The sequence below is a fragment of the Photobacterium lucens genome, from assembly GCF_009873615.1.
In the GTDB taxonomy this organism is placed as follows: domain Bacteria; phylum Pseudomonadota; class Gammaproteobacteria; order Enterobacterales; family Vibrionaceae; genus Photobacterium; species Photobacterium lucens.
This window is the reverse complement of the sequence record NZ_SSMG01000170.1, coordinates 26,735-40,215: the sequence shown is the minus strand read 5'-3', so window position 1 is coordinate 40,215 and position 13,481 is coordinate 26,735. Positions and strand designations below refer to the sequence as shown.

17 protein-coding genes are annotated in these 13,481 nt (G+C 42.9%); 4 read left to right on the top strand and 13 right to left on the bottom strand.

The window, feature by feature from the left end; genetic code table 11:
* Positions 1 to 2: 2 nt before the first annotated feature.
* Positions 3 to 545: a BON domain-containing protein gene (locus E5A76_RS08015; protein ID WP_161118591.1), complete on the top strand. Its 543-nt coding sequence runs from the start codon at positions 3 to 5 to the stop codon at positions 543 to 545.
* Positions 546 to 609: 64 nt separating this feature from the next.
* Here the strand turns inward: E5A76_RS08015 and sspB are convergent, their stop codons facing one another.
* The 8 genes from sspB to zapE form a co-directional block, all read right to left on the bottom strand.
* On the bottom strand, positions 610 to 1,116 hold the full coding sequence (sspB, locus tag E5A76_RS08010) for a ClpXP protease specificity-enhancing factor (RefSeq protein WP_053988051.1): 507 nt from the start codon (positions 1,114 to 1,116) through the stop codon (positions 610 to 612).
* Between the two features lies 1 nt (position 1,117).
* On the bottom strand, positions 1,118 to 1,756 hold the full coding sequence (sspA, locus tag E5A76_RS08005; RefSeq protein WP_008987891.1) for a stringent starvation protein SspA: 639 nt from the start codon (positions 1,754 to 1,756) through the stop codon (positions 1,118 to 1,120).
* A gap of 85 nt (positions 1,757 to 1,841) precedes the next feature.
* Complete coding sequence (locus E5A76_RS08000) at positions 1,842 to 2,579, bottom strand: cytochrome c1 (protein ID WP_161118590.1); 738 nt, start codon at positions 2,577 to 2,579, stop codon at positions 1,842 to 1,844.
* Positions 2,576 to 3,841: a cytochrome b gene (locus E5A76_RS07995; protein ID WP_008987889.1), complete on the bottom strand. Its 1,266-nt coding sequence runs from the start codon at positions 3,839 to 3,841 to the stop codon at positions 2,576 to 2,578. The genes E5A76_RS08000 and E5A76_RS07995 overlap by 4 nt, the downstream gene beginning before the upstream one ends.
* The gene (gene petA, locus E5A76_RS07990) at positions 3,841 to 4,431 is read right to left on the bottom strand and encodes a ubiquinol-cytochrome c reductase iron-sulfur subunit (RefSeq protein ID WP_053988049.1); all 591 of its coding nucleotides are present in this window, start codon (positions 4,429 to 4,431) and stop codon (positions 3,841 to 3,843) included. Before petA ends, E5A76_RS07995 begins: the two co-directional genes overlap by 1 nt.
* Positions 4,432 to 4,808: 377 nt before the next feature.
* The gene (gene rpsI, locus E5A76_RS07985) at positions 4,809 to 5,201 is read right to left on the bottom strand and encodes a 30S ribosomal protein S9 (protein WP_005371189.1); all 393 of its coding nucleotides are present in this window, start codon (positions 5,199 to 5,201) and stop codon (positions 4,809 to 4,811) included.
* Between the two features lie 15 nt (positions 5,202 to 5,216).
* Complete coding sequence (gene rplM / locus E5A76_RS07980) at positions 5,217 to 5,645, bottom strand: 50S ribosomal protein L13 (protein ID WP_005371187.1); 429 nt, start codon at positions 5,643 to 5,645, stop codon at positions 5,217 to 5,219.
* Positions 5,646 to 5,929: 284 nt separating this feature from the next.
* The gene (gene zapE / locus E5A76_RS07975; RefSeq protein WP_161118589.1) at positions 5,930 to 7,033 is read right to left on the bottom strand and encodes a cell division protein ZapE; all 1,104 of its coding nucleotides are present in this window, start codon (positions 7,031 to 7,033) and stop codon (positions 5,930 to 5,932) included.
* A gap of 196 nt (positions 7,034 to 7,229) precedes the next feature.
* Between zapE and zapG the strand changes: the two genes are divergently transcribed.
* The 3 genes from zapG (at position 7,230) to degS (ending at position 10,382) form a co-directional block, all read left to right on the top strand.
* The gene (gene zapG, locus E5A76_RS07970; RefSeq protein WP_181319887.1) at positions 7,230 to 7,688 is read left to right on the top strand and encodes a Z-ring associated protein ZapG; all 459 of its coding nucleotides are present in this window, start codon (positions 7,230 to 7,232) and stop codon (positions 7,686 to 7,688) included.
* A gap of 112 nt (positions 7,689 to 7,800) precedes the next feature.
* Entirely contained in the window at positions 7,801 to 9,171 is a 1,371-nt protein-coding gene (locus E5A76_RS07965) for a Do family serine endopeptidase (protein WP_161118588.1), read from the top strand.
* Positions 9,172 to 9,299: 128 nt separating this feature from the next.
* Positions 9,300 to 10,382 carry an outer membrane-stress sensor serine endopeptidase DegS gene (gene degS / locus E5A76_RS07960; protein ID WP_053988046.1) on the top strand — a complete coding sequence of 361 codons (1,083 nt, stop codon included), beginning with the start codon at positions 9,300 to 9,302 and terminating at the stop codon, positions 10,380 to 10,382.
* A 68-nt stretch (positions 10,383 to 10,450) separates the two neighbouring features.
* Here the strand turns inward: degS and murA are convergent, their stop codons facing one another.
* The 5 genes from murA to mlaD are packed head-to-tail and all read right to left on the bottom strand — an operon-like array spanning position 10,451 to position 13,433.
* A complete protein-coding gene (murA, locus tag E5A76_RS07955; RefSeq protein ID WP_053988045.1) occupies positions 10,451 to 11,707 on the bottom strand; it encodes a UDP-N-acetylglucosamine 1-carboxyvinyltransferase in 1,257 nt (418 codons plus the stop codon).
* 11 nt (positions 11,708 to 11,718) lie between these two features.
* Positions 11,719 to 11,973, bottom strand: coding sequence for a BolA family iron metabolism protein IbaG (ibaG, locus tag E5A76_RS07950; protein ID WP_008987882.1), 255 nt, complete (start codon positions 11,971 to 11,973; stop codon positions 11,719 to 11,721).
* A gap of 19 nt (positions 11,974 to 11,992) precedes the next feature.
* On the bottom strand, positions 11,993 to 12,310 hold the full coding sequence (locus tag E5A76_RS07945) for an STAS domain-containing protein (RefSeq protein ID WP_187695588.1): 318 nt from the start codon (positions 12,308 to 12,310) through the stop codon (positions 11,993 to 11,995).
* Positions 12,307 to 12,945, bottom strand: coding sequence for a phospholipid-binding protein MlaC (gene mlaC / locus E5A76_RS07940; RefSeq protein ID WP_161118587.1), 639 nt, complete (start codon positions 12,943 to 12,945; stop codon positions 12,307 to 12,309). Before mlaC ends, E5A76_RS07945 begins: the two co-directional genes overlap by 4 nt.
* Positions 12,946 to 12,953: 8 nt before the next feature.
* On the bottom strand, positions 12,954 to 13,433 hold the full coding sequence (gene mlaD, locus E5A76_RS07935; RefSeq protein ID WP_107218570.1) for an outer membrane lipid asymmetry maintenance protein MlaD: 480 nt from the start codon (positions 13,431 to 13,433) through the stop codon (positions 12,954 to 12,956).
* Positions 13,434 to 13,481 lie beyond the last annotated feature (48 nt).

The window sequence follows — 13,481 nt, the reverse complement described above, 5'->3', positions numbered from 1 at the left end:
TCATGCGCTGCCTCACTCGCCTACTGATCGCTTTTGTCTTTGTATTACAAGGATGCTCAAGCTTTTCAACTCAAGATCCGCGTGATGTCGAACAACACTGGGATGATCAAAAAATAGAAATGGATGTTGCGGGAATGGCAAACAGTCGTCAATTTACCCGTACTGCTAGTATTAACAGTGTCTCTTTAGATGGTAATGTACTGCTGATAGGTCAAGTCACCTCTCCTACTGTTAAGGAGCAATTTGCCCAGCAAGTCAAACATATTGCTAACGTTGAACATGTCTATAACCAGCTAGAAGTCAGACCATTACTAGGTTTTGGCGACATCAGTTACGATGCTTGGCTGACCACCAAGGTAAAATCACAACTGATCGCAAGCAAACAGCTAACAGGTGCAGTGATCAAAGTGATCAGTGAAGGTGGAAAAGTTTATCTGCTCGGCTATGTCACCCCTCGTCAAGGGGAGATTGCGGTTAACATTGCTCGTAATGTTAGTGGAGTGCAAAAGGTAGTTACGCTATTTGAGAAAAACCCAAATAGTTAAATAACAGCACTTTCTAAACATAAAAAAACGCAGCCTAGTGGCTGCGTTTTTCTTTGGTATCTACTTATTTCACAACACGTAGACTTGGACGACCACGAGGACGTGGTGGCTCATCATCTGGATCATCACTACCTACTGTTTCAGTTTCACTAACTACAGCAAATGGTGATGTTGATTCTGGAGCCTCATCAATCATGTCTTCTGCTTCTTCAGCATCGTCAAAGACTGGCATATCTGTTTCGTAGCTAGGCTCTGGCTCAAACATCGTTCCTGCACCGTTTTCACGGGCATAGATAGCAAGCACAGCGTACATAGGTACGATAACAGAGTGTGGACGACCACTAAAACGCGCATTAAAGCTTACCGCTTCATTGCCAAGTTCTAAATTACCCACAGCGCGAGGAGCGATGTTTAGGATGATTTGACCATCACTCACAAACTCCATCGGCACTTTCACACCCGGTAATGTTGCATCAACAACAAGGTGTGGAGTGAGATCGTTATCCACTAACCAATCATAAAACGCGCGCAGTAGATAAGGTCGACGCGGCGTCATTTTTTCCATATCCATATTACTGGCCAGCTAAACGCATTTCACGTTCAGCTTCAGTTAATGAAGCAAGGAAAGAATCACGTTCAAATACACGTGTCATGTAAGTTTTAACTTCTTTTGCACCAGCACCGCTTAGCTCAATACCCATTTCAGGTAAACGCCATAACAGTGGAGCTAGGTAACAATCAACAAGGCTGAACTCGTCACTCATAAAGAATGGGAATTCTGCAAATACTGGTGCTAATGCAAGTAACTCTTCACGTAATTGCTTACGCGCTTTATCAGCTTCATCGGCAGAGCCAGTCTTGATCTTCTCAGCAAGTGAGTACCAGTTGCGCTCAACGCGGTACATCATTAGACGGCTGTTACCACGAGCAACAGGGTAAACCGGCATTAGAGGTGGGTGAGGAAAACGCTCATCCAAGTACTCCATAATGATGTTCGCTTGGTATAGTGCTAATTCACGATCAACCAATGTTGGAACTGACTGATATGGGTTCAGCTCTAACAGATCTTCAGGTAGATTCAATGGATCAACCAATTCAATTTCAACACTAACACCTTTTTCGGCTAGTACGATACGCACCTGATGGCTGTAGATGTCTGAAGCATCAGAATACAGAGTCATCACAGAGCGTTTATTGGCAGCAACAGCCATCAACCCCTCCAGTATATTCAATACACAAAAAGCAATGGAGGCTTGAGCCCCCATTGCGAGATTCTTAACCCACTAGATTACCTTATCAGTGGACATCACGCCAATATTCTTTCTTCAACAATACAGTTAAAACAAAGAATACCGCAATAAAGCCCATCACCCACAAGCCCATATGCTGGCGCTCCAGCTTCATTGGCTCTGCAGAATAATCAAGGAAGTTAACCAAATCACGTACCATGTCATCGTATTCTTCAACGTTTAACTCACCCGTGCCGTCAGATTCGATCCCCACGAACTCTTGAACTTGTTCACCGTCAATGGTTTTCGTTTCGAATACTTTACGAGGAGCACCTTGCAATTCTTCAAGTACATGGGGCATACCGACACTTGGGAACACAAGGTTATTAACACCAAACGGACGACTCGGATCCGCATAGAAGGATCTTAGATAAGTATAGATCCAATCAGTACCACGTACGCGTGCAACCAAGGTTAAATCAGGTGCTGGAGCACCAAACGATGCCGCTGCGTATTCCGTTGAGATAGCATTGGTCATCAGATCACCAATCTTCGCGTTTTGATCGAAGATCAAATTCTCTTTCATCAAAGTTGGTGGAATACCCAAGTCTTCCGCAACACGCTCATAACGTTGGTACTGAGTAGAGTGACAACCTGAACAATAGTTCATGAATGTCTTTGCACCACGCTGTAATGACGCTTTATCACTTAAATCATTATTCGCCGCATCCAAAAGGACATTACTACCTGCTGCAAAAGCAAAGGTTGGTAGTACCGCCAGCAGCGCTACAATCCATTTTTTCATTTGAATGTCACCCTCTCTGGTAGCGGTTTTGTTGCTTCATTTTTACTGTAGAAGAACAATAAAATGAAGAACATAAAGTAAGCAAAGCTAAAGATCTGCGCAAGTAGTGTGTAAGTAGGTGTTGCTGGTAGCGCACCTAAAATACCTAATGCAATGAAGCTTACTGTGAACTGACAAATGTTAACGAAGTGCACTTTACTACGGTAACGGAACGAACGAACTTTACAGCGATCAAACCACGGTAATAGGAATAGGAAAACAATGGATGCTCCCATCGCTACCACACCCAACAACTTATCAGGAACTGCACGCAAAATGGCATAGAACGGTGTGAAATACCAAACTGGCGCAATGTGCTCTGGTGTTTTCAGTGGGTTTGCTGCTTCAAAGTTAGGCGGCTCAAGGAAGTAGCCTCCCATTTCTGGATTAAAGAAAATCACGTAGCTAAAGAAGAAAGCAAAGACAGCAACACCAACCATATCTTTTACCGTTCCATACGGATGGAATGGAATAGAATCAATGATGTCGTATTTCTTGCTGTAATACTCGTGGAATGGAAATTGGGTTTTATACCCTTCGCCTTTAGATCCCTTTGGTAATTTCGTATCAATACCATCAGGGTTGTTGGAACCCACTTCATGCAATGCCAAAATATGTAGCACAATCAAAAGCAGTAATACGATTGGTAATGCGATAACGTGAAGCGCAAAGAAACGGTTTAGGGTTGCGCCAGAGATCACGTAGTCACCACGGATCCAAAGCGTTAGATCATCACCGATCACAGGGATCGCACCAAACAGAGAAATGATAACCTGTGCACCCCAGTATGACATTTGCCCCCATGGTAGTAGATACCCCATGAAAGCTTCAGCCATCAGCACAAGGAAGATCAACATACCAAATAGCCACAATAACTCACGCGGCTTTTGGTATGAGCCGTAGATCAAACCACGGAACATGTGAAGGTAGATAACAACAAAAAATGCCGATGCTCCTGTTGAATGCATATAACGCAGCAACCAACCGTATTCCACATCACGCATAATGTATTCAATCGACGCAAATGCGCCGTCACCAGATGGTACATAGTTCATGGTTAACCAAATCCCTGTCACGATCTGGTTAACTAAAACAAGCATGGCTAATGAACCGAAAATATACCAAAAGTTAAAGTTTTTCGGCATTGGATATTCTGAAACATGCTTTTTGTATGCATTCATTACAGGTAAGCGTTTTTCAATCCAACCAAATAGCGCTTCCATTATGCCACCTCCCCGTCAACACCCACTAAGATCGTGTTGTCATCTAAGAATTGATAAGGTGGGATCACTAAGTTCAATGGTGCAGGAACGCCAGCAAATACGCGTCCCGCCATATCAAATTTAGAACCGTGACATGGGCAGAAGAACCCTGATGATACGCCACTGACTTGTTCACTAAAGCTATCAGGTAAATAGGTCGGAGAGCAGCCTAGGTGTGTACAAATACCTACGGCCAAAAAGATTTCTGGCTTTACTGAACGGAAATTATTTTGTGCATATGATGGTTGCTGAGGCTCTTCAGATGAAGGATCTCGTAATTGTCCATCATGCGAATCTAGCTCTTTTAAAACGGCATCACTACGGCGGACAACCCATACAGGTTTACCACGCCACTCAACGCGAACCATTTGTCCATCTTCTAACTTACTAATATCAACTTCGACAGGGGCACCGGCTGCTTTTGCTTTCGCACTCGGATTCCATGATTTTATGAAAGGAACGGCGACAGCTGCGGCTCCTAGCCCACCAACAACCGAGGTTGTTGCGGTCAGAAAGCGACGTCGTCCTTTACTTACTGGCGCATTGCTCATCCAATATTCTCCCTTACTCCCGCTCTGGATTCTTATTATGTCCTTATGCGTCCCTGGAGCTACGGCTAACTTCCAACGAAAAGGTAACAGTAAAATTACAAATTTAAACTGATTCCAACATCAGAAGGATAAAGAAAAGGCTATATGTTGACAAGATAAAGCTACTTTTTAGCAACAAATGTGAGAGGCGCGTTCTTTTTTGTAACCAAATAGAAACATTGTTACTTAAAAGGCTTCAGTATTTATTACGAGAGGATAAACAGAAATGATCTTTATTGGAGGAAATTTATTGGTAACTTATTAATAAATAAAAAAAAGCCCAACCCGAAGGTTGAGCTTCCTGTACACAGTAACCAGATAAAATCTGGAGCGTAAAATTAACGCTTAGAGAACTGTGGACGACGACGTGCTTTACGTAGACCAACTTTCTTACGTTCAACGCAACGAGCGTCGCGAGTAACGTAGCCAGCTGCACGTAGAGCAGGACGTAGAGTTTCATCGTACTCCATAAGAGCGCGAGTGATACCGTGACGGATTGCACCAGATTGACCAGTGATACCACCACCTTTAACAGTGATGTATAGGTCTAGGTTCTCAGTCATTTCAACAAGCTCTAGAGGTTGACGAACAACCATACGCGCTGTTGGGCGGCCGAAGTATTCTTCGATGCTACGCTTGTTGATTACGATGTTACCAGTACCCGGTTTGATGAAAACGCGAGCAGCTGAGCTTTTGCGACGACCAGTGCCGTAGTATTGATTCTCTGCCATTGTCATTATTCCCAATTAGATGTCTAGTACTTTTGGCTGTTGTGCAGCGTGGTTGTGCTCAGTACCTGCGTAAACTTTAAGCTTACGGTACATAGCACGGCCTAGAGGACCTTTTGGAAGCATGCCTTTAACAGCAGTTTCAATAACCATTTCTGGTTTCTTGTCGATTAGCTTATCAAAGCTGATTGACTTAAGGCCGCCGATGTAGCCAGTGTGGTGGTGGTACATTTTGTCTGTACGCTTGTTACCAGTTACTGCTACTTTCTCAGCATTGATAACTACAATGTAGTCACCAGTGTCAACGTGTGGAGTGTACTCAGGCTTGTGCTTACCACGTAGACGAGATGCGATTTCAGTTGCTAGACGACCAAGAGTTTTACCTTCAGCGTCAACAACATACCAGTCACGTTTTACAGTTTCTGGTTTAGCAACGAAAGTTTTCATGCTAATTATTACCCAATTATTTAAATAGTTTCACTTACTAGAACCATCATATATTGATGATCCCTCTGTTAAGAGCCCAGTCATCACCCCTTCGAGTGGTTGGCACTCCTGGCTTTCGCCATCACAGGTACGGTGGGTCGCAAGATTATAGGGAAGGGTGTGGAAAAAATCACCTCTTTTCCTAAAAAAAAATGCATTTTTTTCTGATTAGCGAGAAATTAGGTCAAAAGCAGTCAATAAATCCTTATTATCCCTAATAACGTTATCTAATTATGTTTAATTCTCTAGGCTAAATGCGGCTTAGCAAGATAGTCATGGCTTTGCATTTCTGTCAGGCGTGAGCAACAACGTTTAAATTCAAACATGAGTCTCCCCTGCAGATAAAGCTGCTCCATCGGTACCGCAGCTGAAATTATCAAAGTAACGTTACGCTCATAGAATTCGTCAACCATGGCAATAAAACGTCTTGCTGCATCATCTTCTTGTACGGTAATTTGCGGTACGTTCGATAAAATCACCGTGTGATATAAACGTGCAATTTCCATATAATCGGTCTGGCTTCGCGCTGTTTGGCATAATTGATGAAAACTAAACTGAACAACCCCATCCGCTTCTCGCTCAGTCGTTAATTGTCGTCCATTAAGCGTGATTGTTTTATGCTCATAACGAGGTGCTGTCGTGAGCTGCTCAAAATAACGTTTCAGATCAGACTTCGCACTTTCATCAAGTGGAAAATGATAAATTTCAGCTTGCTCTAACGTACGTAAGCGATAATCAATACCCGCATCAACATTAACGATGTCACAGTGCTGCTCAATAAGCGCAATCGCAGGAAGAAAACGCGCACGTTGCAAACCATTTCGATACAACTCCTGTGGCGGAATGTTGGATGTCGCAACAAGGGTGATCCCACGTTTAAACAGTGCTTCAAACAAGGTACCAAGGATCATGGCATCGGTAATATCTGAGACAAAAAACTCATCAAAACAAATAATATCGGTCTCTTGTTTAAACTTATCAGCAACATGTTCTAATGGATTTTCAATACCATCGAGTCGTTTTAACTCAGTATGGACGCGATGCATAAAACGGTGAAAGTGCATCCGCGATTTTCGATCAAAAGGCAAACATTCATAGAATGTATCAACAAGGTAAGTTTTCCCTCGCCCAACCCCGCCCCAAAAGTACAAACCTTTCACTGGCATGATATCTGCTTGATTGTGATTAAGTTTAAATATTCGTTGAAGAAATGACGCTTTGGGTTCTGGTTTAGGTACTAGCATGCGATGGTATAAACCATCAAGATGGGAAACTGCATTCGCTTGTGCAGGATCAGCAAAGAAATCTGTTTGTTGTAAATCGAGTTGATACTTTTCTAATGGTGTCATCCTAAACACTACCTGTTTTATCCATGCTTATCTCTTAATTATGAGAGGATAATCAGCAACATTGCTCTTACATCTTATTTATTGAGTACCATGTCGCTTAACCTCACGGTATAGTATCGCGACAGCCATTATTGATAAACATTGATACACAAGTATTAGTACATACTGATAAGTCACAAGGAGTTTATTCATGACTATGACTTGGATTAGCGCAATTATTATTTTTTTAGCAGGGATCCTTGTTGGTGCTCTTGCCGTTCGCCTTACAAACAAAAGCGTACAACAACAAAAATCGCTTAAAAAAGAGCTTGATAAATCTAAGTACGAGCTAGAACAGTTCCGCCAAGAGCTTGTTGATCATTTTGCCCGTAGTGCAGATTTACTCGACAACGTAGCGAAAGATTACAGTAAGCTCTATGAGCATATGGCAAAAACATCCACCGAGTTAATGCCTAACTTACCTGCACAAGATAATCCTTTTGCTAAACGTATCACTAGCTTAGAAGCTGTGAAAGACAACGCCAATGATGATGAAAACATTGAGCAACCGCCACGTGATTACGCTAATGGCGCAACAGGTTTATTTAAGGGCGAAAATACGAGTGTGACGGAAGAAGAGAAAGCCCAACTACACGCAGAACCCAAAGCGAGCTAACCATCACATTATTCACAATCCACTCAATATTTATGCATCAAATAATGAATGTAAGTGAACTTTAGCTCCGGTTTTTATGTCTTATTCGTACTTGTAAAACCGGAGTTCAGTAATGATTAAAAAACCTTTGCTTGTTTTTAGTGCGTTAGCATTAGGTATCAGTTCTGTTATTACCCCAGTAACGGCTACCGCGGCTCTGCCTGCGTCCGTAAACAACCAATCACTTCCTAGTCTTGCGCCTATGCTGGAGCAAGTCACACCAGCTGTCGTGAGTATTGCAGTTGAAGGTAAACATGTGTCAAAACAACGTTTACCGGAATCATTTCGTTATTTCTTTGGCCCAGATTTCCCATCAGAGCAGGTACAAGAACGCCCATTTAGAGGGCTTGGCTCTGGCGTGATTATTGATGCTAAGAAAGGTTATATTGTAACGAACCATCATGTTATTGATGGCGCAGATCAAATTGCAGTACAACTTTCTGATGGTCGTGAAATTGATGCCAAGTTAATTGGTAGTGATGCAATGTCTGATATTGCTCTACTACAAATCGACAAGCCTGAAAACCTGAAAGAAGTAAAACTCGCTAACTCAGATAAGCTGCGTGTCGGTGATTTTGCGGTCGCTATTGGTAACCCATTTGGGTTAGGCCAAACCGTAACCTCAGGGATTGTTTCTGCACTTGGTCGTAGTGGTTTGAATATCGAAAACTTTGAAAACTTCATTCAAACTGATGCGGCAATTAATAGCGGTAACTCAGGTGGGGCTTTGGTTAACCTTAACGGTGAACTGATCGGTATTAATACCGCGATTGTTGGTCCTAACGGCGGTAACGTCGGTATCGGTTTTGCAATCCCATCGAATATGGTGCAGAGCTTAACTGATCAAATATTGGAATTTGGTCAAGTTAAACGCGGTATTTTAGGTGTTCAAGGTGGTGAACTCACCGCTGAGCTTGCAAAAACCTTTGGTTACTCCACTAACCACGGTGCATTTGTAAACCAAGTTATGCCTGACTCTTCAGCTGAAAAAGCAGGATTAAAAGCGGGTGATATCATTACCGAAGTTAATGGTACACCAATTAAAACCTTTAGTGAGTTACGAGCAAAAATTGCCACTATGGGCGCGGGTAAGACCCTGACATTAGGTGTTATTCGTGACGGCAAGAAGCAAAACTTCGATGTTACCCTAAAAGCGGCAAGTGACAATAAAGTGAAGGCTGATAACCTCCACCCAAGTTTAGCCGGAGCTGAATTTACCAATACGACAGCTTCCGATAAAGTGAAAGGCGTGAAAGTATCACAGCTCGATGAACGCTCAATTGCAGCCCGTTATGGTCTCCAAAAAGGCGATATCATCATTGGTTTAAACCGTAAGAAGATTAATAACCTTGGTGAATTGCGTAAAGCACTAGAAGAAAAGCCAAGCGTGCTCGCAATGGAAGTCAAACGTGGTGATAACGTATTGTACCTGATCATTCGATAATCTTACGTTTCTTCTATCATGTCATACAAAGTCAGGGCGATCTTAGCCCTGACTTTATTATTGGTCTCAATGAGTAGGAATGGTATTCTCCTTGCCATTATTCTCCCATTTTCTATTAAGGACTCTTGATGTTGGCATTTCTTGGTCGCTCTATTCTTCTCGGCCTTATCACAGCAGCTGTCATTCTGGTTGCTGTACCAAGTTTACGTCCATCATCTCCAGTATCTTTACCTCAACTTGATGATGCACCCACGCCATTATCTTTTAACTATGCCGTTAAACGTGCCTCACCTGCTGTTGTTAACATCTATAACCGCCGCTATGAAGATGACACCTCGAAACCAGATCCTGAGCTTATTACCCAAGGTCTTGGCTCGGGTGTGATCATGAGTGATAAGGGCTATATCGTCACTAACTACCATGTAGTAGCAAATGCAGATCAAGTGATCGTAGCACTACAAGATGGACGCATTTTAAATGCTCAGTTGATCGGCTTGGATCAACTAACGGATCTAGCGGTTTTAAAAATTCATGCTGATAACTTACCTGTGATCCCAGTCAACCCAGAATACAAAGCAACAGTGGGTGATGTGGTACTAGCTATCGGTAACCCATACAACTTAGGTCAAACCACCACTTTTGGTATTATTTCTGCTACGGGTCGCTCTGGTATGAGCTTCTATGGCCCTCAAGACTTCCTGCAAACCGATGCTGCAATCAACCGTGGTAATTCCGGTGGTGCACTGGTCAACACCCGTGGTGAGCTTGTGGGTATTAATACCGCCTCTTTCCAACAAGCAACAAATATTGAAACTTATGGGATCTCTTTTGCGATTCCTTACCAACTAACTATTAAGATCATGAAAAAGCTGATCGCCGATGGACGCGTGATCCGTGGTTGGATTGGGATTGAAGGACGTGAAATTAATCCTGTTATGGCACGCCTTTATGACGCGAACCAAGTCAACGGCATCATTGTGATCGGTATGAACCCGAATGGTCCCGCCGTAAAAGCTGGCTTTAAAAAGAATGATGTCGTGATTGAGATTGATGGTAAGCAAGTCACTAACGTGCAGAGTGTTAGGGATATCGTTACCGATATTCGCCCAGGTACACGTGTCAATGTGAAGATCTTACGTGACGGACAACCAATGATCATTCCTGTCACGGTCGCCAACCGCCCTGAATCTGAAAACAAACCAATGCGATAATACTCAGGTTTAGTTATAAAAAAACGCCTCACAATGTGAGGCGTTTTTATTATCGCAACTTAAATCAATTAAGCAGAGATACGTTCGATGTTCATGCCTAATGCACTGAACTTCTCTTCAATAAACTCGTAACCACGGTCGATATGGTAAATACGATCAACGATTGTCTCGCCTTTTGCAATGCTACCAGCAATGACAAGACTTGCTGATGCACGTAGATCCGTCGCCATTACCTGAGCACCACTTAAACCGTCAGTATCACCACAAATTACAGTGTTACCTTCGATTTCAGCATGAGCCCCCATACGAATTAGTTCAGGAATGTGCATGAAACGGTTTTCAAAAATCGTTTCAGTGATGATGCCTGTACCTTTCGCAACTAGGTTAAGTAGTGAGAATTGCGCTTGCATATCTGTTGGGAAACCTGGGTGTGGTGCTGTGCGGATGTTTACCGCTGTTAGCTCACGATCAGTCATATCTAAGCTGATCCAGTCATCACCACTTTCAACTAATGCGCCAGCTTCTTCTAGCTTAGCGAGTACCGCTTCCATTAGTTCAGGCTTGGTATTACGACAAACGATCTTACCGCCAGAAACAGCAGCAGCAACAAGGAAAGTACCCGTTTCAATACGATCAGCTACCACTTCATGGTAACCACCGCCTAAACGCTCAACACCTTCGATGGTAATCGTTGCAGTACCTGCACCTGTGATTTTTGCACCCAGTGCATTCAAAAATGCTGCAGTATCTTCAATTTCAGGCTCACGTGCTGCGTTTTCAATAACCGTTGTACCTTCAGCTAAGGTTGCTGCAGACATGATTGTTACTGTTGCGCCAACGCTCACTTTATCCATTACGATATGTGCGCCTTTTAGACGACCATCAACGGTTGCTTTAACGTAACCTTCGTCTAACGTGATCGTTGCACCTAACTGCTCTAGACCAACGATGTGTAGATCAACAGGGCGTGCACCGATAGCACAACCACCAGGTAGTGACACTTGACCTTGACCAAAACGCGCAACTAGAGGGCCTAATGCCCAAATCGACGCACGCATAGTTTTTACTAAATCATAAGGTGCACAAAACTCGTTAACGTCACTCGCATCAATATGCACAGAGCCATTACGCGACACTTTAACGCCTAGGCGAGAAAGCAGCTCCATTGTGGTGTCGATATCACGTAGCTTTGGCACATTCGCGATTTCTACAGGCTCTTCAGCAAGCAAAGCGGCAAATAAAATCGGCAATGCGGCATTCTTTGCGCCAGAAATGGACACTTCACCGCTTAGTGGACCACCGCCCTGAATACGAAACTTCTGCATCATTTACCTCGTTATAACGACATTAACTTCTTATCACGCGCCCACTCTTCTGGCGTGTATGTTTTGATAGTTAACGCATGAATGTCGTTTGCTGCAATTCGATCCATTAATGGACCATAAATAGTTTGTTGTTTTTTAACTCGGCTCATGCCGTCAAAAAGTGTACCCACTGCAATCACTTCGTAGTGGCTACCTTCACCTTTAACGATCACTTCATCAAGATCTAAGGCGGTTTCTAGAATTTGTTTAATCTCAGAGATTTCCACAAGCTATCCTCGCTACAACTCACTTCATGCAAGTTGCTAATATAGGTTCAACATGGCTCAAGCGTAATAATGTTTTTAGCTGCTCGGGCACATTAAGCAGTGTAAAGTCACATCCTGCGCTGCTTAACTGTTGGTGAAGATGTAATAGCATCACCATGCCAGCTGAGTCTACCCGACTCAAGCCACCCAGATCGAGCGATACCTTGTTTGAATCAGGCATCCACTCTTTTCTACGTAGCCAAAAGGCTGGCACTGTGTCACGTTCTAAACAACCTGACAAGCAATATTGGTCATTACCGAGAGCTTGCCAACTGATCTTATCCTGAGACATGATCATTTTTTCTCGATCTGAATCGGCTTAGCAGCAAGATCGCGTAGGCTCTGCGTTACCGCATCAATACCTTTAGTACGAAGCTCACCACTCCATTCGCTTTGTTTAGTCGAAATCATACTGACTCCTTCCGCAACCATGTCAAATCCTTGCCATTCTTTTGTCTTTTTGTTCAAACGTAGTTTGAAATCAAGACGAATAGGTGGACGTTGGTTATCGAGGATATCCACACGTACCGAGACAATGCTACGATCAGCAGGAATTGGTTTCGCAGGTTCAATCTGAATTTTTTGGTTGGTGTATTGAGTTAAAACTTGTGCGTAAGAAGCCACAAGGTAGTCTGTGAATGCTTTAGTGAATGCATCACGCTGTGCCACCGTTGCTTTCTTTAGGTTATTGTTACCTAACACTTTATAAGCAGCATAACGCGCATTGATGTATGGCAGTAATTCCTGCTTAACAATAATACGTAATTCTTCTGGGTTTGCTTGGATCTTTGGTTGTTCAGCTTTTAAAGTTTGAAATAGCTTCGCTGACACTTTATCCATCATTGTGTATGGATTAGTTTGCTCTACTGTTGCTGCTTGAGCCAACATTGGTAGGGCAAGAAAAGCCAGTATTAGGCATCGTAAAAATTTCATGGGTGCTCCTAGTCTTTTTTGTCGCCGCCAATGCTATAAAGCACTTGGCCAATCATATCTTCTAATACTAACGCAGATTTAGTGTCTTCAATAAGATCACCGTTATGCAGCATATCTACATCTTCATCAATAAATCCTGGTGAAATACCAAGATACTGCTCACCTAATAAACCTGAAGTTAAGATAGAGGCTGAGCTGGTTTCAGGAAAGTAACCAAACTTTTTGTTAATCGCTAACGTCACCATTGGAACATAGGTTTCTTTATCCAAGGTAATTGCCGTCACTTCACCAACAGTCACGCCACCTACTTTCACCGGTGAACGTACTTTTAAACCGCCAATATTATCGAAATGTGCTTTTAAGGTGTATGTTTCACTGCTGCCAAAGTTTTGCACATTCGCTACTTTGAATGCTAATACCAATAATGCAGCAATGCCGGCTAGCATAAATACGCCAACCCATAATTCTAGTCGTTTATTTTGTTGCATGCTTTTATCCACTTAATCTGTTTTGCCACGCCGACAACGATATCGACA